At 64.3% G+C, this 19,133-nt stretch carries 16 protein-coding genes and 3 rRNA genes; 16 read left to right on the top strand and 3 right to left on the bottom strand.

The window, feature by feature from the left end:
* The first annotated feature begins 106 nt into the window (after positions 1-106).
* The 13 genes from YM304_RS13245 to YM304_RS13185 all read left to right on the top strand — a co-directional run bounded on the left by YM304_RS13245 (position 107) and on the right by YM304_RS13185 (position 12,876).
* Positions 107-1,627 (top strand): 16S ribosomal RNA (locus YM304_RS13245).
* 402 nt (positions 1,628-2,029) lie between these two features.
* Positions 2,030-5,094: ribosomal RNA gene (locus YM304_RS13240) — 23S ribosomal RNA — on the top strand.
* A gap of 95 nt (positions 5,095-5,189) precedes the next feature.
* A 5S ribosomal RNA gene (rrf, locus tag YM304_RS13235) occupies positions 5,190-5,306 on the top strand.
* Together the 16S, 23S and 5S rRNA genes form the textbook arrangement of a ribosomal RNA operon.
* Before the next feature lie 211 nt (positions 5,307-5,517).
* Entirely contained in the window at positions 5,518-5,916 is a 399-nt protein-coding gene (locus YM304_RS24775; RefSeq protein ID WP_041298300.1) for a hypothetical protein, read from the top strand.
* A 14-nt stretch (positions 5,917-5,930) separates the two neighbouring features.
* The gene (locus tag YM304_RS24770) at positions 5,931-6,683 is read left to right on the top strand and encodes a tetratricopeptide repeat protein (protein WP_015442204.1); all 753 of its coding nucleotides are present in this window, start codon (positions 5,931-5,933) and stop codon (positions 6,681-6,683) included.
* Positions 6,684-6,728: 45 nt separating this feature from the next.
* Positions 6,729-7,160, top strand: a complete 432-nt coding sequence (locus YM304_RS13220) for an NUDIX domain-containing protein (protein ID WP_015442203.1) — start codon at positions 6,729-6,731, stop codon at positions 7,158-7,160.
* Between the two features lie 4 nt (positions 7,161-7,164).
* Entirely contained in the window at positions 7,165-8,463 is a 1,299-nt protein-coding gene (locus tag YM304_RS13215; RefSeq protein ID WP_015442202.1) for a replication-associated recombination protein A, read from the top strand.
* Entirely contained in the window at positions 8,460-8,918 is a 459-nt protein-coding gene (locus YM304_RS13210) for a DUF948 domain-containing protein (protein WP_015442201.1), read from the top strand. The genes YM304_RS13215 and YM304_RS13210 overlap by 4 nt, the downstream gene beginning before the upstream one ends.
* Positions 8,915-9,247 (top strand): hypothetical protein, encoded by a 333-nt coding sequence (locus tag YM304_RS13205; RefSeq protein WP_015442200.1) that lies wholly within the window; start codon positions 8,915-8,917, stop codon positions 9,245-9,247. The genes YM304_RS13210 and YM304_RS13205 overlap by 4 nt, the downstream gene beginning before the upstream one ends.
* Positions 9,244-10,677, top strand: a complete 1,434-nt coding sequence (locus YM304_RS13200; RefSeq protein ID WP_015442199.1) for an FAD-binding oxidoreductase — start codon at positions 9,244-9,246, stop codon at positions 10,675-10,677. The genes YM304_RS13205 and YM304_RS13200 overlap by 4 nt, the downstream gene beginning before the upstream one ends.
* Positions 10,668-11,567 carry an FAD-binding oxidoreductase gene (locus YM304_RS22630; RefSeq protein WP_051071432.1) on the top strand — a complete coding sequence of 300 codons (900 nt, stop codon included), beginning with the start codon at positions 10,668-10,670 and terminating at the stop codon, positions 11,565-11,567. The genes YM304_RS13200 and YM304_RS22630 overlap by 10 nt, the downstream gene beginning before the upstream one ends.
* 11 nt (positions 11,568-11,578) lie before the next feature.
* Positions 11,579-12,466, top strand: a complete 888-nt coding sequence (locus YM304_RS13190; protein ID WP_015442197.1) for a phosphotransferase enzyme family protein — start codon at positions 11,579-11,581, stop codon at positions 12,464-12,466.
* Between the two features lie 44 nt (positions 12,467-12,510).
* Complete coding sequence (locus tag YM304_RS13185) at positions 12,511-12,876, top strand: SET domain-containing protein-lysine N-methyltransferase (protein WP_015442196.1); 366 nt, start codon at positions 12,511-12,513, stop codon at positions 12,874-12,876.
* A gap of 16 nt (positions 12,877-12,892) precedes the next feature.
* Here the strand turns inward: YM304_RS13185 and YM304_RS13180 are convergent, their stop codons facing one another.
* Positions 12,893-13,702, bottom strand: coding sequence for an Fpg/Nei family DNA glycosylase (locus tag YM304_RS13180; RefSeq protein WP_015442195.1), 810 nt, complete (start codon positions 13,700-13,702; stop codon positions 12,893-12,895).
* 84 nt (positions 13,703-13,786) lie between these two features.
* Between YM304_RS13180 and YM304_RS13175 the strand changes: the two genes are divergently transcribed.
* Both YM304_RS13175 and YM304_RS13170 read left to right on the top strand, forming a co-directional pair.
* The gene (locus YM304_RS13175) at positions 13,787-14,977 is read left to right on the top strand and encodes a (Fe-S)-binding protein (protein WP_015442194.1); all 1,191 of its coding nucleotides are present in this window, start codon (positions 13,787-13,789) and stop codon (positions 14,975-14,977) included.
* On the top strand, positions 14,974-15,162 hold the full coding sequence (locus tag YM304_RS13170) for a hypothetical protein (RefSeq protein WP_015442193.1): 189 nt from the start codon (positions 14,974-14,976) through the stop codon (positions 15,160-15,162). Before YM304_RS13175 ends, YM304_RS13170 begins: the two co-directional genes overlap by 4 nt.
* 34 nt (positions 15,163-15,196) lie before the next feature.
* Here YM304_RS13170 and YM304_RS13165 read toward each other — a convergent pair whose 3' ends face one another.
* On the bottom strand, positions 15,197-16,222 hold the full coding sequence (locus YM304_RS13165) for an LOG family protein (RefSeq protein ID WP_015442192.1): 1,026 nt from the start codon (positions 16,220-16,222) through the stop codon (positions 15,197-15,199).
* Between YM304_RS13165 and YM304_RS13160 the strand changes: the two genes are divergently transcribed.
* Positions 16,221-17,936: a molybdopterin-dependent oxidoreductase gene (locus YM304_RS13160; RefSeq protein ID WP_051071429.1), complete on the top strand. Its 1,716-nt coding sequence runs from the start codon at positions 16,221-16,223 to the stop codon at positions 17,934-17,936. The genes YM304_RS13165 and YM304_RS13160 overlap by 2 nt on opposite strands.
* A gap of 71 nt (positions 17,937-18,007) precedes the next feature.
* On the opposite strand, the gene tal is transcribed toward YM304_RS13160, so the two are convergent.
* Positions 18,008-19,117, bottom strand: a complete 1,110-nt coding sequence (gene tal / locus YM304_RS13155) for a transaldolase (RefSeq protein WP_015442190.1) — start codon at positions 19,115-19,117, stop codon at positions 18,008-18,010.
* Positions 19,118-19,133: the final 16 nt, after the last annotated feature.

The following is a 19,133-nucleotide window of genomic DNA, read 5'->3' as shown; positions in this document are numbered from 1 at the left end:
CTGGACGCTGCAACATCACAGACTTTTTCCGTCTGGTTGTGGCGCTCGCTGACATGTCGTTGCTGGTCTCGAGTCGCTTTGGTGATGAGATGATTGGTACACGTTTTTGTTGGAGAGTTTGATCCTGGCTCAGGATGAACGCTGGCGGCACGCTTAACACATGCAAGTCGAACGAAGTCCATGGAGCTTGCTCCGGAAGACTTAGTGGCGAACGGGTGCGTAACACGTGAGAAACCTGCCCCGGACTTTGGGATAACAGTTGGAAACGACTGCTAATACCGAATGTCATCATTTCCTCGCATGGGGGTTTGATGAAAGGTCCGCCGGTCCGGGAGGGTCTCGCGGTCTATCAGCTTGTTGGAGAGGTAATGGCTCACCAAGGCTTCGACGGATAGCTGGTCTGAGAGGATGATCAGCCACACTGGAACTGAGACACGGTCCAGACTCCTACGGGAGGCAGCAGTGGGGAATCTTGCACAATGGGCGCAAGCCTGATGCAGCGATGCCGCGTGCGGGAAGAAGGCCTTAGGGTTGTAAACCGCTTTCAGTAGGGAAGAAAATGACGGTACCTACAGAAGAAGGTGCGGCCAACTACGTGCCAGCAGCCGCGGTGACACGTAGGCACCGAGCGTTATCCGGATTTATTGGGCGTAAAGAGCTCGTAGGCGGTTCAGTCAGTCGGGTGTGAAAACTTGAGGCTTAACCTCAAGAGGCCACTCGATACTACTGTGACTAGAGTGCGGTAGGGGAGCGGGGAATTCCTGGTGTAGCGGTGAAATGCGCAGATATCAGGAGGAACACCAGTGGCGAAGGCGCCGCTCTGGGCCGTAACTGACGCTGAGGAGCGAAAGCATGGGTAGCAAACAGGATTAGATACCCTGGTAGTCCATGCCGTAAACGTTGGGCACTAGGTGTGGGTCTCAACCAACGAGATCCGCGCCGTCGCTAACGCATTAAGTGCCCCGCCTGGGGAGTACGGTCGCAAGACTAAAACTCAAAGGAATTGACGGGGGCCCGCACAAGCAGCGGAGCGTGTTGCTTAATTCGATGCAACGCGAAGAACCTTACCTGGGTTTGACATGTAGAGAAAAGCTCTAGAGATAGGGTGTCCTTCGGGGCTTTACACAGGTGGTGCATGGCTGTCGTCAGCTCGTGTCGTGAGATGTTGGGTTAAGTCCCGCAACGAGCGCAACCCTTATCCTGTGTTGCCAGCAAGTTATGTTGGGGACTCGCAGGAGACTGCCGGGGTCAACTCGGAGGAAGGTGGGGATGACGTCAAGTCATCATGCCCCTTATGCCCAGGGCTGCAAACACGCTACAATGGACGGTACAAAGGGCTGCGATCCCGTGAGGGTGAGCGAATCCCATCAAAGCCGTTCTCAGTTCGGATTGGAGTCTGCAACTCGACTCCATGAAGCCGGAGTTGCTAGTAATCCTGGATCAGCACGCCAGGGTGAATACGTTCCCGGGCCTTGTACACACCGCCCGTCACACCACGAAAGTCGGCAACACCCGAAGCCGGTGGCCCAACCCTTTTGGGAGGGAGCCGTCGAAGGTGGGGTCGGTGATTGGGGTGAAGTCGTAACAAGGTAGCCGTACCGGAAGGTGCGGCTGGATCACCTCCTTTCTAAGGAGTGCCTGTCTGCTGAAGGTAGACATTTGTTCTACCCAGTACGACACACACCTGTTGGTGCATTGGTGCATCTGTCATGTCATCTGATCGATGGTTGAGGGATTCGGTCCCTCCTGTTGTGATGTGATGTGTCGGGTACCGTCTTCTCTTCCGTTTTGAAGGATTCGTTCCTTCTCGTAGACGGCCTGCCGGCCCTCGAACTCCGTTGCCCCTTTTTGTTGGGTGGTGTGAGTGCGGGTTGGTTTCTGCTTCTTCCGTTTGGTTGGGGTGGTGGTCGGTTTATGGCTCCTTGAGAACTGCAGAGCAAGCACGAGCATCTTTACGTGTGAGGTTCGCCTCATGCGTAATCAAATATCGAATGCACGCGGGTTCGCCCGTGTGTCCGAGTTAGTTTATTTCTAAGCTACAAAGAGCCAACGGTGGATGCCTTGGCACCAAGAACCGATGAAGGACGTGAGTGACTGCGAAAAGCTGCGTGGAGGCGTCGACTAGCCTGTGATGCGCAGATGTCCGAATGGGGAAACCCACCACTCGTTATGGAGTGGTACCGCCGCCTGAACACATAGGGCGGTTGGAGGGAACCGGGGGAATTGAAACATCTCAGTACCCCGAGGAAAGGAAAGCAACCGCGACACCCTGAGTAGCGGCGAGCGAAATGGGTTGAGACTAAACCGTGCCTGTGTCAAGCCTGAAGGCGTTGCAGGTGCGGGGTCGTGGGACCAGGAGACAGTGCTTCAGAACTGTCACGGATTACAAGTGCTGCATAGGAGAACGAATCAGGAAAGGTTCGACCGTAGTGGGTAACAGTCCCGTATCCGAAATGTATGTACTATCCGCCTGTCATCCCAAGTAACGCCGGAACCGTGAAAGCCGGCGTGAATCTGTGGGGACCACCCCATAAGTCTAAGTATTCCTTGGTGACCGATAGTGAACCAGTACCGTGAGGGAAAGGTGAAAAGTACCCCGGGAGGGGAGTGAAATAGTACCTGAAACCGTTGGTTTACAAACAGTCAGAGCGTCGTCACACTTTGGTGTGGCCGCGATGGCGTGCCTTTTGAAGAATGAGCCTGCGAGTTACGGTGTGTGGCAAGGTTAACCAGAGATGGGAAGCCGGAGCGAAAGCGAGTCTGAATAGGGCGTGGAGTCGCATGCTGTAGACCCGAAGCCAAGTGATCTATCCATGGCCAGGTTGAAGCGGGGGTAAGACCCCGTGGAGGACCGAACCCACGTAAGTTAAAAATTGCGGGGATGAGCTGTGGATAGGGGTGAAAGGCTAATCAAACTTGGCAATAGCTGGTTCTCCTCGAAATGCATTTAGGTGCAGCGTTGCGTGTTCAGTGTCGGAGGTAGAGCACTGATTGGACTAGGGGGCCCACAAGCTTACCGAATCCAGTCAAACTCCGAATGCCGATACTCCAGAGCGCAGCAGTGAGACCACGGGGGATGAGCTTCGTTGGTCGAAAGGGAAACAGCCCAGATCATCAGCTAAGGCCCCTAATTCTGTACTAAGTGGAAAACGATGTGGGATTGCATAGACAGCCAGGAGGTTGGCTTAGAAGCAGCCATCCTTGAAAGAGTGCGTAATAGCTCACTGGTCGAGTGATCCTGCGCGGACAATGTAACGGGGCTCAAGTACAGAGCCGAAGCTATGGGCTTCCAACTTTGTTGGGAGCGGTAGAGGAGCGTCGATGCGGCTGAGAAGCGGATCCGTGAGGGTACGTGGAGCGGTATCGAGTGAGAATGCAGGCATGAGTAGCGAGAGAGGGGTGAGAAACCCCTCCGCCGAAAGCCCAAGGGTTCCTGGGGAAGGCTAATCCCCCCAGGGTGAGTCGGGAGCTAAGGCGAGGCCGAGAGGCGTAGTCGATGCACAACTGGTTGATATTCCAGTACCACCGTGACCGCGCCAGGTCCAAGAGTGGCAACGTTGGGGCTGTTCACCTTTTTGGTGAGCGAACTTACTGAGCTGCTGGCGGATAGCTGACGGGGGACGCAGGAGGATAAGTGAGCCCAGGTGATGGTTATCCTGGGGTAAGCGTGTAGGAGGAACCTTATGAGAGTTCGGTTCACATACTCTGAGACGCGATGCCGAGCGACATACCGCGAAGTCACTGATTCCATGCTGCCAAGAAAAGCCCAGCAGTGAGCTGTCACGGTGCCCGTACCCCATACCGACACAGGTGGGCGGGTAGAGAATACTAAGGCGAGCGGGAGAACTGTGGTTAAGGAACTCGGCAAATTGCCTCCGTAACTTCGGAAGAAGGAGGACCCTTTTTGGTGACGGACTTTACGTCTCGAGCTGGAGAGGGTGGCACAGACCAGGGGGTAGCGACTGTTTACCAAAAACACAGCAGGGTGCGAAGCCGTAAGGCGATGTATACCCTGTGACGCCTGCCCAATGCTTGAAGGTCACGGGGAACGGTTAGCTCTTTGGAGCGAAGCTGTGAACCTAAGCCCAAGTGAATGGCGGCCGTAACTATAACGGTCCTAAGGTAGCGAAATTCCTTGTCGGGTAAGTTCCGACCTGCACGAATGGCGTAACGACTTCCCCACTGTCTCAACCACAGACCCGGCGAAATTGAAGTACGAGTAAAGATGCTCGTTAGTTGCGGAAGGACGGAAAGACCCCGTGAACCTTTACTATAACTTGGTATTGAGATTTGACCTGCATTGTGTAGGATAGGTGGGAGACTTGGAAGCATTAGCGCTAGCTAGTGTGGAGTCATTGTTGAAATACCACCCTGTGTATGTTGGATCTCTAACCTCGGTCCCTTATCGGGATCAGGGACAGTTCCAGGCGGGTAGTTTGACTGGGGCGGTCGCCTCCTAAAGAGTAACGGAGGCGCCCAAAGGTTCCCTCAGACTGGTTGGCAATCAGTCGTCGAGTGCAATGGCACAAGGGAGCTTGACTGCGAGACCTACAAGTCGAGCAGGTACGAAAGTAGGGCATAGTGACCCGGCCATCACGTGTGGAAGTGTGGTCGCTCAACGGATAAAAGGTACTCCGGGGATAACAGGCTAATCTTTCCCAAGAGTCCATATCGACGGAAAGGTTTGGCACCTCGATGTCGGCTCATCGCATCCTGGGGCTGAAGCAGGTCCCAAGGGTTGGGCTGTTCGCCCATTAAAGCGGTACGCGAGCTGGGTTCAGAACGTCGTGAGACAGTTCGGTCCCTATCCTCCGCAACCGAAGGAACATTGACACCGGCTGTCCTTAGTACGAGAGGACCGGGACGGACGTAGCTCTAGTGTGTCTGTTGTCTCGCCAGAGGCATTGCAGATTTGCCACCTACGGAAGGGATAACCGCTGAAAGCATCTAAGTGGGAAACCCGGGTGAAGATGAGTGTTCCCATACGGTAAACGTAGTAAGGCCCGTGACGAGACCATCACGTTGATAGGCCGGAGGTGTAAGCGTGGTAACACGTTCAGCCGACCGGTACTAATCGGCCGAGGGCTTAGTTTTAAACCGCTCGTGCTTGCTCTGGAGTCCTTCAGGAGTCCCCTGAAGTTCTGGTTTCTGCCCCCAACGGTGGGGTGAGACCGGATTTGACAATTGATTTGGGTGGCCATAGCGACAGGGTCACACCCGTTCCCATCCCGAACACGGAAGTTAAGCCTGTCAGCGCCGATGGTACTTGGGGGTAGACCCCCTGGGAGAGTAGGACGCCGCCCGATTACGCAGTGAGAGCCCCACACACGACACCGTGTGTTGGGGCTCTCCACGTTTTCACCCCATAGCACTCCTTGCCCCCGGTTTCGACTGCCGGTTCGCCGGCCAGGTCCCGGTGCCGGGGTTCACGGTGGCGCTCCGAGTTTCTCCGACTCGATGCCGTAGCCTGGGTGGCCATGTCTGAACACCGCTCGAATCGTCCATCCTCCGGCGGACGTGGCGACTCGCGCCCCGGCGGCGGTCGCTCGGGCGGCGGACGCCCGGGTGGCGGTCGCTCAGGCGGCGGTCGTGACGATCGAGGCGGACGTGGTCGTGACGACCGCGGTGGGCGCGGGCGCGACGACCGTCCGAGCGGGCGCGGTCGAGACGAGAGCGGTGGACGCGGCCGTGACGATCGGCCGGCCGGCGGCACCGATGGGCGACGGGGCTCGAGCGGCGGACGTGGTCGTGATGACCGCGGTGGCCGAGGCGACGATCGAGGACGCCGCACCGGAGGCCGTTCGGGCAGCCGCGGTGACCGGTTCACGCCCAAGTGGCGCGAGAACCCCGGCCCATCGACAGCGGCCGAGCGACGCGCCGCCGAGATCGATGCTCGACGCAGCGGCCCGCGTCTGAAGCAGGACGACGACATGAACCGTCGTCGGGCCGACGAACGCTCGACCGAGGAATGGATCGACGAAGGGTCGGTGCGCGATGCCGCACTCGCCGCAACCGGTCGGGCCACCACCCCCGCAGCCAAGCGCGAGGTTCGTCCGCTCGACCAGGAGATCAGCGACGAGCTCGTCGGCGTGCTCGGTGACCAGCGCGGCAAACGGCTCTCGGAGCGACTGGCGCAAGCGTCGGAGGCGCTCGATCGCGAGCGCTTCGACGAGGCACGGCGTCTCGCCTCGGCGATCGCCAAGGAAGCTCCCGCGGTTGCGGCCGTGCAAGAGGTGCTCGGCCTGGCCAACTATCGACTCGGTCGGTACAAGCAGGCCGTGGCGGCGCTGCAGCAGGCCCAAGAACTGCACGAGAACCCCGAGTTGCTCCCGGTGATCGCCGACGGGTACCGGGCCATGCGCCGGTGGCAGGCCGTCGAACGGGTGTGGGAACAGATCAAGGCCGCCTCGCCGTCGCAGGAAGTCATGGCCGAGGGGCGCATCGTGTGGGCGAACTCGTTTGCCGATCGAGGCGACCTCAGCGCGGCGATTCAGGCGATGACCGACGGCGTCAAGACGCCCAAGCGGGTACGTCCGCACCATCTCCGGCAGTGGTACGTGCTGGGCGACCTGCACGATCGGCTCGGTGACACCATCGGCGCACGTCGCTATTTCGCGACCATCGCCGATCACGATCACGAGTTCGTCGACGTGATGCACCGACTGCGCGCCCTCGGGCGCTGAGTCACCGCGTCCCATCCGACATCACTCCGGTACGCTCGCTCGACGATGGCAAGCGCACATTTTCGGGCCAACGTGGTCGCCGTGGTCACCAACGAGAAGGGGCGCTTGCTCGCCTTCGAGCGGAGCGACTTCGAAGGGCAGTGGCAGTTGCCGCAAGGTGGTGTCGACGTCGGTGAGACCCCCGTCGAGGCTGCATGGCGCGAACTCCACGAAGAGACCGGTCTGTCGAAGGACGACGTCGATCTCGTCGACGAGTTCCCCGAATGGACGGTGTACGAGTGGCCGTCGGGCGTCCGCAAGAACGGCCGCATGGGCCAGGCACAGCGCTGGTTCACGTTCAAGGTGCGCGACGACGCGGTCGAACCGAAGCCCGACGGCGTCGAGTTCGTCGCCTGGAAATGGGCGAAACCCCAGTGGCTCGTCGAACAGGTTGTCGAGTTCAGGCGCCCCTCGTACGAGCGCGTGCTGCTGAAGTGACCGGATGAGCGACGACCTGTTCGCAGCGGCGGCCGAAACGGCGAAGCTGACCCGCGCCCCATTGGCGGCACGGTTGCGGCCGCGGACGATCGACGACGTGGTGGGCCAGGAGCACCTGGTCGGACCCGATCGGCCACTTCGGCGGCTCGTCGAGTCGGATCGGTTGACATCGGCGCTGCTGTGGGGGCCGCCGGGTACGGGAAAGACGACCTTGGCGCTCGCCGTGGCCGGAACGACCGAGCGAGCCTTCGAGCAACTCTCGGCGGTGACGGCCGGTGTCAAGGACGTGCGCGAGACGATCGAGCGAGCGAAGCATCGGTTGGGCGAACGAGGGCAGGGGACGATCCTCTTCCTCGACGAGATCCACCGCTTCTCCAAGGCACAGCAGGACGCCCTGCTGCCGGCGGTCGAAGACGGCACGCTCACCCTCATCGGCGCCACGACGGAGAACCCGTTCTTCGAGGTCAACGCTCCGCTGCGCAGTCGATCGACGCTGTTCCGACTCGAACCGCTCGAGGCCCCGGCGATCGAGACCCTGGTCCGGCGCGGACTCCAAGCCGAAGGTGCCACCGCCGACGACGACGCGGTGACCCTGCTCGTCGAGCGTTCGGGCGGCGACGGGCGTCAGGTGCTCACCTCGCTCGAGGTGGCGTGCGCACTGTCGAACTACACGAACGTGGCGCTCGAACACGTCGAAGCAGCGCTCGGTACGAGCGCCCTCCGTTACGGACGCGACGACCACTACGACGTGGTCAGCGCGTTCATCAAGTCGATGCGTGGCTCCGACCCCGATGCGGCCGTCTACTGGCTGGCTCGCATGCTCGAAGCCGGCGAGGACGCTCGCTTCATCGCCAGGCGCATGGTGATCTTCGCCAGCGAAGACGTCGGATTGGCCGACTCTCGGTCGCTCGAGATCGCGGTCGCCGCGGCACACGCCGTCGAGCACGTCGGGTTGCCCGAAGCACAACTCAACCTGTCGCAGGCAGCGATTCACCTCGCCACCGCCCCGAAGAGCAACCGGGCGGCGCTGGCGATCTGGAACGCTCGCCGCGACGTGCGTGACGGTGCGACGGGCGAGGTGCCGGCCCACCTGCGCGATGCGCATTACCAGGGGGCAGCAGCGCTGGGGCACGGAGACGGCTACGAGTATCCTCACAACCATGTCGACGGATGGGTTGCTCAGCAGTATCTGCCCGATGCCCTCGTCGATCGGAACTGGTACACACCGTCCGAGTACGGCGACGAGCGCCAGGTGGCCGAGCGCATGAGTCGTCGCCGTCCGCCGAACGAGGACCGATCATGACCGCCGGCGAACTCGTCGTCGTCCTCGCGGCGCTGCTGCTCACCATCGGGTTCGCGGCGCTCATCGTCGTGCTGCTCCGCGTGCTCGACACGCTGCGCGATCTGCGCCGTGAGGTCACCGATCTGCGCATCGAGACCCGGCCGCTGATCGACGAACTGCGCACGTCGGCCGCCGAGGCCCGCGAGACCGTCGACGAAGCTCGTCACGACCTCGAACGATTCGACAAGGTGCTCGGTTCGGCCGAGGCGATCGGTGACGCCGTCGGATCGCGTGTGACCAAGACGGCGTTCTCGTCGCCGTCGATCAAGGCGGCCGGACTCGCCAAGGGCACCTCGCGTACCTTGGCACGGCTGCGCGGCGCACCTCGACGCTCTGCGATCGACGGCCGACAGCCGGGCGTCATCGACGTGAGCCGCACCACCGGAGCACCCGAACAGAGAAGGAAGCGCGCATGATGAAGCGACTGACCTGGTTCGTCGGCGGCATCGCCGCCGGCGCGACCGGAGCGAACTACGCCAAGAAGAAGGTCAAGGAGAAGGCGTCGCAGATCTCGGCGGTCGGCGTGGCCCGGTCGGCGGCCAGCCGCGCCAAGCAGACCGCAGGACAGGTCGTCGACGCGGTCAAAGACGGTCGGGCGGCCATGCGCCAGCACGAGGACGAACTCAAGGCTCGCCGTGATGGACGACTCACGTCGCTCGACGAGCACGTGTCGCCCGACGACCAGGTGTTCGTCGATGGCGTGCCGGTCGAATCCGGCCGCGTCATCGTGATGCGCCAGAAGTGACCTCGCCGACGTCGTCGGCCGTCGCCGACGCGCTCCGCCGACGGATACGACCCGATCTCGTCAGGTCGGGCTCGACCGAGGTGCGGTTGTACCGGCGCGACGCGTCGAACATGCAGGGCGACGCAGGTGTGGTGGTGTTCGCCGAGTCGACCGCCGATGTGCAGGCAGCGGTGCAGGTCGCGAACGAGTTCGGTGTGCCGTTCCTCGCCCGTGGTTCGGGCACCGGGTTGGCCGGGGGAGCGGTGCCACCCGACGGGGCCATCGTGATTTCGACGACGAAGATGAACGCCGTGGTCTCGGTCGACGCCGTCAATCGGCAGGCGTGGGTCGAGCCGGGCGTGCTCAACCTCGACTTGTCGCGGCAGATCGCCCATCTCGGCGTGCACTTCGCGCCCGATCCGAGCAGCCAGCAGACGTGTTCGATCGGCGGCAACGTCGCCAACAACTCCGGCGGGCCACACTGTCTCGCCGACGGCGTGACGAGCGCGCACATCCTCGCGCTCGAAGTGGTGTTGCCCGACGGATCGATCACGACGCTCGGTGGGGAGGACCCCGAGCCCGACGGCCTCGACCTGCGCGGCGCGTTCGTCGGCAGCGAGGGCATGTTCGGGGTGGCGACGAAGATCTGCGTGCGGCTCATGCAGAACCACCCCGACGTTGCCACGATGCTCATGGAGTTCGACTCGGTCGCCGAGGGTGCCCAACTCGTGAGCGACATCATCGCCGACGGCATCGTGCCGGCCGCGGTCGAGATGATGGACCAACTGTGCCTCGTGGCGGTCGAGAAGTGGCTCCACGCCGGCCTGCCCATCCACGCCGCGGCTGCGCTGCTGATCGAGTGCGTCGGCCCGGAGGCGCAGGTGGCTGCCGAGGTCGAACGGATCCGTGAGTTGGCCGAAGCGCGCCAGGTCGCCAACGTGCGCATCGCCGGCGATGACGTCGAGCGCGAGTTGCTGTGGAAGGGGCGCAAGGGTGCGTTCGGCGCGGTGGCCCAGATCAAGCCGAACTACTACCTCCACGACACCGTCGTGCCGCGCGCTCGGCTCGCCGAGGTGATCGAGAAGGTGTACGAGATCACGAGTCGTCACGGCATCGACGTGATCAACGTGTTCCACGCCGGCGACGGAAACCTGCACCCGCTGCTGGTGTACGACGCACGCGAGCCCGGCATGGTCGAGAAGGTCCACGAGGCCGGTCGCGAGATCGTCGGATTCTCGGTCGCCGTCGGCGGTGTGCTCTCGGGGGAGCATGGCATCGGTCTCGAGAAGCGCGACCTCATGCCGCTGATGTTCTCCGAGATCGATCTCGCAGCTCAGGAGGCCCTGCGCCTCGCATTCGATCCGAAACTGCTGGCCAACCCGAACAAGGTGCTGCCGAACCCGGCGACCTGCGGTGACCTGCACGCAGTTCCCGAGGGCGCGTGGATCTGACGCTCATGGACGCGACCATCGAAGAGTTCGCCGCAGCGGTCGGGAGCGAGGGCGACGTCGCCATCGCCGGCCTCGGCACCCGCGGGGGAGCGGTCGGTGACGCTCGACGAGTCGTCGCACCCGCCGGGATCACCCGCATCGACGCGGCCGAGATGGTGGTCGAGTGCGGCGCGGCGACACCGATGGTCGAACTGGCCGCCGCACTCGCCGAGCACGGTCAGACCGTTGCGCTTCCCGTGTCGGGAACCGTCGGCGGAGCCCTGGCGGTCGGGCAGAGTGACATCACGCGCCTGGCGTACGGCCCCGCCCGCGACGTGTTGCTGCAGACGCACTACGTGTCGGCCGCCGGGAAGGCGACCAAAGCCGGTGGCCCGACCGTGAAGAACGTGAGTGGCTTCGATCTCTGTCGCCTGCTCGTCGGCGCACACGGCACGCTCGGGTTCTTCGGCGACGTCATCCTGCGGACGCGGCCGATTCCCCGCCACACCCGATGGTTCACGAGCGATCGCGACCCGATGGAGTTGCTGGCCGCCCTCTACCGCCCGGTGTCGGTGCTGTGGAACGGCACGACCACCTGGGTTCGCCTCGACGGCGACGCCCGCGACGTGTCGGCTGCCGCAGCAGCGTTCGACCTCGCCGACGCCGACGGCCCACCGGAGCTGCCGACCGCGCATCGATGGTCGGTCGCCCCGTCGACGCTGCGCGACGCGCTCGCCTCGTCGACCGGTTCGTTCGTCGCCGAGATCGGCGTCGGCATCGTCCATCACACCCAGCCGGGTCCGGTGAAGGTGCCCGACGGTCCGACCGTGGCGCTCCACGAGCGGATCAAGGCCCAGTTCGACCCGACGCTGCGGCTGAACCCCGGCGTCGAGCTGTACGCCCGAGCCTGACGAGCCAGCCGATGACCAGGGCCTACGTCGACACCCGTGTCACCGATCTGGCCGCGGCCGAGCGCGCCGCCGAGGTGGCATCGGCCCACTGGCGGCTCGACGCTCCGGTGTTGATGCGGCACGGCATGAATGCGATCTACCGGTCGGGTGACTGCGTGCTGCGCGTCGCGACTCCGTCGGCGCCGGCACAGGTGTCGATCGAGCTGGCCGAGGTGCTGCGACGGCATGACATCGCCGTGCCGCCTGCCCGTCACACCGACGTGGTCGAACACGCGGGCATGTCGGTGACCGCCTGGCCACATCTCGAAGCGAGCGGCGAGCCGATCGACTGGACGGCGGTCGGAGCCATGATCCGCCGGGTGCACCGTCTCGACGCCGAGCAGCTGCCACCGGGGCTCCCGGTGCCGTCGCCGACCTCGTTCCCGTGGTGGGACTTCGACGCGATGCTCGCGGCCGTGGGCGATTCGCTCGACGCCGACGCCCGAGCCGGGATCGATGCTGCGCTCGACCGCCACGCCGGGTGGGACCACTTCGACGAGGTCGTGGTCTGCCACGGCGATGTGCATCCCGGCAATGTGGTCATGACCGCCGACGGGCCGATGCTGATCGACTGGGACCTGTTGTGTGCCGCACCGTTCGGCTGGGATCACGCGCCGTTGATGACCTGGACCGAGCGGTGGGGTGGCGAGGTGGGCGTGTACGAGGCGTTCGCCGACGGCTACGGGATCTCCGGGCGAGGTAATCCGAGCCCCGAGGCCTTCGCCGAACTCCGGCTGGTGGCAGCCACGCTGATGCGCCTGAAGGCGGGATCGGCCAATCCGGCGGCGATGCCCGAAGCGCAACGCCGTCTCGCTCACTGGCGCGGTGACCCGGATGCGCCGATCTGGCGCGCCCAGTGAGTCGTTGATCGCAAGTCGTCGATTCGTTGGTTGACTATCGGGTCGTGCCACAGGGATTGAGAGTCGCCGAATCTCCGACCGGAGCGGGCCGAGGTGTGTTCGCCACGCAGCCATTCGCCGCGGGCGACGAGATCGAGCGCTGCCCGATGCTCATCGCCGAGGAGGGCAACGAGGAAGAACTCGAAGCCGGCGCCGTCGGCTACGTCTTCGGTTGGGGCGACGGGCAGACCGCCCTCGCACTCGGCTACGGCTCGCTCTACAACCACTCGTACTCGCCCAATGCCACCACGCTCGAGACGAAGGACGAGCTGGTCATCACCGCAACGCGTGACATCGCGGTGGGTGAGGAGATCTACATCAACTACATGGGCACGGCGCAAGAGGGCGTCTGGTTCGAGGTGCTCGACTGAGCGCGTGTCGTGCCGGTCACCGAAGTGGCTGGCAGGTGGCGCAGTGGTAGCTGGTGCGGTTCTGGATGTCGAGCCGTGTGATCTCGGTGCCGCAGCGCAGGCAGTTGTCGCGCTTGTACGCGTAGGTGGCCTCGCTCCGTGGAATCCGTTTGCCCCGGGGTACTCCGGACTCCTCTCGGCTGACCGTGAGAATCCGACCGTCTTTCACACCCTGGCGCAACATCGACTGGATCGTGTTCCACAGCATCACCACCTCGGCGTCGTGGAGGTCGCAGCCCGGCCGCTCGGGATGGATGCCCATCACGAACAGCGCTTCGGCTCGGTAGACGTTGCCGACGCCGGCGACGACCGACTGGTCCATGAGGAGGTCGCCGATCCCACGTCGGCTCTTGGCGATCTTGGCGATCATCTTGTCGGGCGTGCCGTCTCGGCGGAGCGGGTCGGGACCGAGGCGAGCCAGAATGCGGTCTCGTACGTCGGGCGGGTCGACGGTGCAGGCCGTCGGGCCGCTCAGGTCGATGGCGACGTCGTCGAGCGCGAGGCGCATGCGGACCGCTCCACGAGGATCGGGAAGCGAGGTATCGGTGTCGACCTTCGACACACGGAACTTGCCGAACAGGCCGAGGTGGACGTGGCCGATCTCGCCCGACTCCCAGTGGTAGAAGAGGTGCTTCCCGTAGGCTTCGATGCGTTCGAGCACGCACCCGTCGATGCGCTCGGCGTCGGGTTCGAAGCGCCCCTGGGGCGACGACACCGCGACGGCGTGGCCGTTCAGCAGCTTGCCGTGATCCTTGGCGATCTTGTGAATGGTGTGACCTTCAGGCACGCACCGGAACGTACGGCGATCCGTCGCCGACCGCACAATCGAGCGATGCCGTCCGAACGCGTGCACGCCTCGTAGAGTCGAGTCGTGGCCGACCTCTCGCTTCGCCTGAACCTCGATCCCGAGCAGTTGTCGTCGTGCGTGTCGTGCGGTCTGTGCCTGCCCCACTGTCCGACGTTTCGGTCGACGGGGGAGGAGGCGTACTCGCCGCGCGGGCGAATTGACGCGATGCGCGGGGTCGAACTCGACGGGGCACCGATCGACGACGAGTTCGTCGAGTTCATGGAGACGTGCGTGCAGTGCCGCGGCTGCGAGCCGGCCTGCCCGAGCAACGTCGAGTTCGGTGCGCTGATGGAACAGACACGGGCGTCGCTGGCCACGAGCAAGCGGATCACCCCGTGGTGGCAGCGGCTCGGTTTCGCCGCGCTCGGACGCCACCGTCTGCTCCTCGCCGGCTCATCGGCGCTGGCCGTGGCTCAGCGCCTCAAGCTCGTGCCGAAGCGTCTCGGACTCACCCGACTCCCGATCACGCGTCCGCCGGCCCTCGCCTCGACCGGCACCGGCGTGTGGCTGTACACCGGCTGTGTGATGGATGCCTGGCAGCGCGAGGTGCACCACAGCACGGCGCAACTCATCGGCGACGTCGGCGAGACGTTCGCGGTGCCCGAACAGAGCGGCTGCTGCGGTGCGCTGCACGTCCACGCCGGCCTGCACGAGCAGACGGTGAAGCTCGCCGAGCAGACGATGGCCTCGATGCCCGGTGACGCGCCGATCGTCGTCAACTCGGCGGGGTGTGGTGCCGCGCTCAAGGACTACGGCACGATCGTGGGGACCCCCGAGGCCGAGACGTTCGCCCGTCGCGTCGTCGACGTGTCGGAGTGGTTGGCCGAGCGGGTCGACGCGCTGCCGGCGGCGACCGGTACCGAACGACCGCTCGTGCTGATACAGGATCCGTGTCACCTTCGCCACGTGCAGCGAGTGCACCAGGCGACGCGCACCGTCCTCGCTCACGTGGCCGACCTCGTCGAACTCGACGACGACGGCCTGTGCTGCGGTGCCGGTGGCGCATACTCGGCACTGCAACCAGAACTCGCGGGCACGATCCGCGATCGCAAGATGGCCGCGATCGACCGAGCGACCGATCGCAGCGGTGTGGCGCTGATGGCGAGCGCCAACCCGGGGTGCTCGATGCATCTCCGGGCTGCGCTGGGCGACCGCACGCTCGAGATCCGGCACCCGGTCCAGATCGTGGCGGCAGCGCTCGGGCTCGACCGGTGACCGACTTCGATCGACTGGCCGAGCGGCTGCAAGCGGTCGCCGACGACCTCGACGAGATCGCCTTCGACCAACTGCGCGAGGCGGTCGCCGACGGCGAGATCGAGCGGCCGGCGAACGACAAGCGGTTGATGCAGGCGCGCCGAGCGATCGAGAAAGCCGCTCACATCCTCCGCGAACTCGGCTGACCGGACGGTTTGTCTCTGAGACAAACCGTCCGGGTCAGGCGACCCAGGAGTTGATGTCGCCGATCATGGCGATCAGGTCGCCGTAGCCGTGCTTCGTGAAGTCGAACGCGAGGCGGTCGAGTTCGAGTTCGTCGTCCTCTCGTTGCTCCAGCTTGCTCGGACCGGACCGCTCGATCCGACCCGACGCCAACAGGTGAGCGAACCGGTCGTTGACGTCGTCGAGTTGGGCGTCGGTCGGACCCTGCTGCATCCGAACCACCAGGCGGTCACCGACGAAGCGGATCGAGTGGTAGTTCGAGTAGAAGCGTTCGATGATCTCACAGGCGACGTCCGCCGAGTCGGTGATCGTGTACAGCCCGGTGTCGTCGGGCGAGACGAGGCCGCGTGGGACCAGTTGATTGCGAATCAGAGCGTCGACCGACTCCCAGTAGTCGTCGCCGGGTGCATCGAGCAGCACGATCGGGACGGGGAGGCCCTTGCCGGTCTGCGTGAGCGTGAGGAGTTCGAAGGTCTCGTCGAGGGTGCCGACGCCGCCGGGCAGACACACGAAGGCTTGCGATTCCTTCACGAGCATCAACTTGCGCGTGAAGAAGTACTTCATGCTCACGTGCTTGTGGTCGCCGGCGATGATCGAGTTGGCTCCGGACTCGAACGGGAGACGAATCGACACGCCGATCGAGCGGTCTCGACCGGCGCCCTCCATGCCCGCCTCCATGATCCCGGGCCCGGCGCCGGTCACCGTCATCCACCCGCGGTCGGCCAGATCGGCGGCCAATCGGCGCGCCTGGTCGTAGAGCGGATCGTCGGGCTTGGTGCGCGCAGAACCGAAGATCGACACCTTGCGCTCGTCGCGAAACGGTGCGAAGACGGAGTACGCCGCACGCATCTCGGTGAGCGCTGCGGTGGCGATCTTCAGATCGAGCGTGTCAGGCTGGTCGGTGATGAGTCCGAGCGCTTCGGAAACAAGTGATTCCGCCAGCCGAACATCTTTGGAAACTCCGAGGTCGGCAACGACAGAACGCGCCCGTTCGACGACGGAGTCGGGTACATCTGGTTCCATGAAAAGCGGACTCTACGGCGCGCAACCCGACGATGCCGCGACCGGCGACGATGTTCTCGCCGATGTTCACGTTGCCGACAACAACGGCAGCCGTGATGGCGGCGATCCACGTGGGTCGTCGACCGAGCGAGTGTCGCTCTGGCGCGGGCTCGGACTCGGCTTGCTGGCGACGGCCGCCGGACTTGCCGTCGCCGAGCTGATCGTCGGACTGATTCGGGGCTCGTCGTCGCCCGTCGTGCCGGTGGGGCAGGAGTTCATCGACATCACCCCGAAGTGGTTGAAGGACTGGGCGATCGAGCAGTTCGGCACCAACGACAAGGCCGTTCTCGTCGCCGGCGCGTTGATCGTGGTACTCGGTCTCGGCGCGATCATCGGCGTGCTCGCTGTTCGTGGGGAACGGGCCTTCGCCTACGCACTCACGGGTGCGGTCGGCGTGATGGGCGCGTGGGCCGTGTGGCTCCGGCCCGAGCCGACGCTCGGCAAGTTCATGCCCACCATCGTCGGCACCGCCGTGTCGCTCGGGGTGCTCTGGTGGCTGTCACCTCGCCCGGGTCCTGTCGACGACGACACCGGGCGACCGGTCGTGATGGGACCCGACCGGCGCCAGTTCATGATGGGCGCGGTCACGATCGGATCGGCTGCGGCCGTGACGGGCGGTATCGGACGCGTGCTGCAGCAACGCTTCGAGGTCGACACCGACTTCGTGCTCCCCGGCCAAGCCAGCGCCGGCACATCGGCGACCGAGGCCGGCGACGTGCTCGTCGACGCCGCCGACGTGGTCATCGACCGTGCTCCGTCGATCGCCGGCGCCGAACTCGGCGTCGACGGCATCGAGTCGTTCGTCGTGCCGAACGACGACTTCTACCGGATCGACACAGCGTTGGTCGTTCCCCAGGTGGCTCGTGACACCTGGAAGCTCAGCATCTCGGGCCTCGTCGACAACGAGGTCGAACTCACCTATGCCGATCTGCTCGAACGTGATCAGGTCGAACGACACATCACCCTGTCGTGTGTGTCGAACCCGGTGGGCGGCGATCTCGTCGGCAACGCGTTGTGGCAAGGGGTGCTGCTCAAGCCCATCCTCGAGGAAGCGGGCCTCCAGGAAGGCGCCGAGCAGCTCGTCAGCCGATCGATCGACGGCTGGACCTGCGGGTCGCCGATCGAGGCGATCATGGACGGCCGCGACGCGATGCTCGCATTCGGCATGAACGGCAAGCCGCTGCCGGCACAGCATGGCTTCCCCGTGCGCATTGTGGTGCCCGGCCTGTTCGGCTACGTGTCGGCCACGAAGTGGGTCACCGACATCCGCCTCACGCGCTGGGAGGACTTCGACGCCTACTGGATCCCGCGCGGCTGGTCGAAGCTCGGTCCGGTCAAGACGATGGCCCGCATCGACACGCCGCGCAGCGGTCGTGATGCCTCGGGCGTGGTACCGATCGGCGGCGTGGCCTGGGCGGTGCACCGTGGGGTGTCGGGTGTGCAGATCCGTGTCGATGACGGTGAGTGGCTCGACGCCGAGATGGGGACGGTGCCGAGCGCCGACACGTGGGTGCAGTGGGTCTACGACTGGGACACCAGCACCGTGGCCGCCGGCCGGCACGCGATCGAAGTGCGAGCCATCGATGGCGATGGCGAGCCCCAGCCGATGGAGCCCAAGGCCGTCGCCCCCGATGGCGCACAGGGCTACCACCGCATCGTCGTCGAGACGTCCTGAGACAAGCCGAGGGTCTCGAGACGAGCAGCGGGGCGCTGGACCGCTGTGTACAGACCGCCGAGCGGCGAGCCTTACTTCTTGAAGTCGGAGGCCTTGGCTTCGAGCGCTTCGATGAGTTCGTCGAACGCCGCTTGGAAGCTCGACACGCCTTCGCGTTCGAGTTGATCGGCCACGTCGTCCATGTCGACACCGACGCCCGGCAACGCTGCCCAGATGGCTTCGGCCGCAGCGAAGTCGGCGTCGACGGTGCGAGCGAGCGTGCCGTGGTCGGCGAAGGCATCGAGCGTGGCGTCGGGCAGCGTGTTGACCGTGTCGGGGCCGATGAGTTCGTCGACGTACAACGTGTCGGGATAGGCGTCGTTCTTCGTCGAGGTCGACGCCCACAGCGGACGTTGCACCCGGGCGCCACGCGCCGCGAGCTTCTCCCAACGTTCGCCGGAGAACTTGTCGAGAAACAACTTGTAGGCCAGTTGACCCTGAGCGACGGCAGCCTTGCCGCGGAGTGCCAGCGCTTCGTCGGAACCGTTGGCTTCGAGCCGCTTGTCGACTTCGACGTCGACGCGGCTGATGAAGAACGACGCGACGCTGGCGACCTGTGACAGATCGGCGTCGGGGTCGGTAGCGAACTGCTCGAGCCCCGAGATGTAGGCCTCGATGACCTTCTCGTAGCGCGGCAGCGAGAAGATCAGCGTGACGTTGATGCTGCGACCTTCGGCGATCATCTGCTCGATCGGAGCGAGACCGGCTTCGGTGCCGGGAATCTTCACCATCAGGTTGCGTCGGTTGATCCGCTCGTGCAGTTCGCGGGCGGCAGCCTCGGTGCCGGGACCATCGTGGGCGAGGTCGGGAGCGACTTCGACGCTCACGTAGCCGTCGACGCCGTCGGAGTGGTCGTACACCTTCGAGAACACGTCGCAGGCTCCGTGGATGTCACGGATGACGAGCGACCAGTAGTCGTCGATGGTCGAACCACCGTCGGCGGCGATCTCACGGAACTGCTCGTCGTAGTCGGACGAGCCTTGGATCGCCTTTTGGAAGATCGACGGGTTCGAGGTGAGGCCGCGCACGCCGCTGTCACGGATGTCGACGAGTTTGCCGGACGTGATGTAGTCACGCTTGAGGTTGTCGAGCCAGGCGCTCTGGCCCTGCTCGTTGTAGAGATCGACGAGACGTTCGCTCATGATGTGCTCCAGGTTC

It is taken from the genome of Ilumatobacter coccineus YM16-304, assembly GCF_000348785.1.
GTDB lineage: Bacteria > Actinomycetota > Acidimicrobiia > Acidimicrobiales > Ilumatobacteraceae > Ilumatobacter_A > Ilumatobacter_A coccineus.
This window is presented reverse-complemented; position numbering and strand designations above follow the sequence as displayed.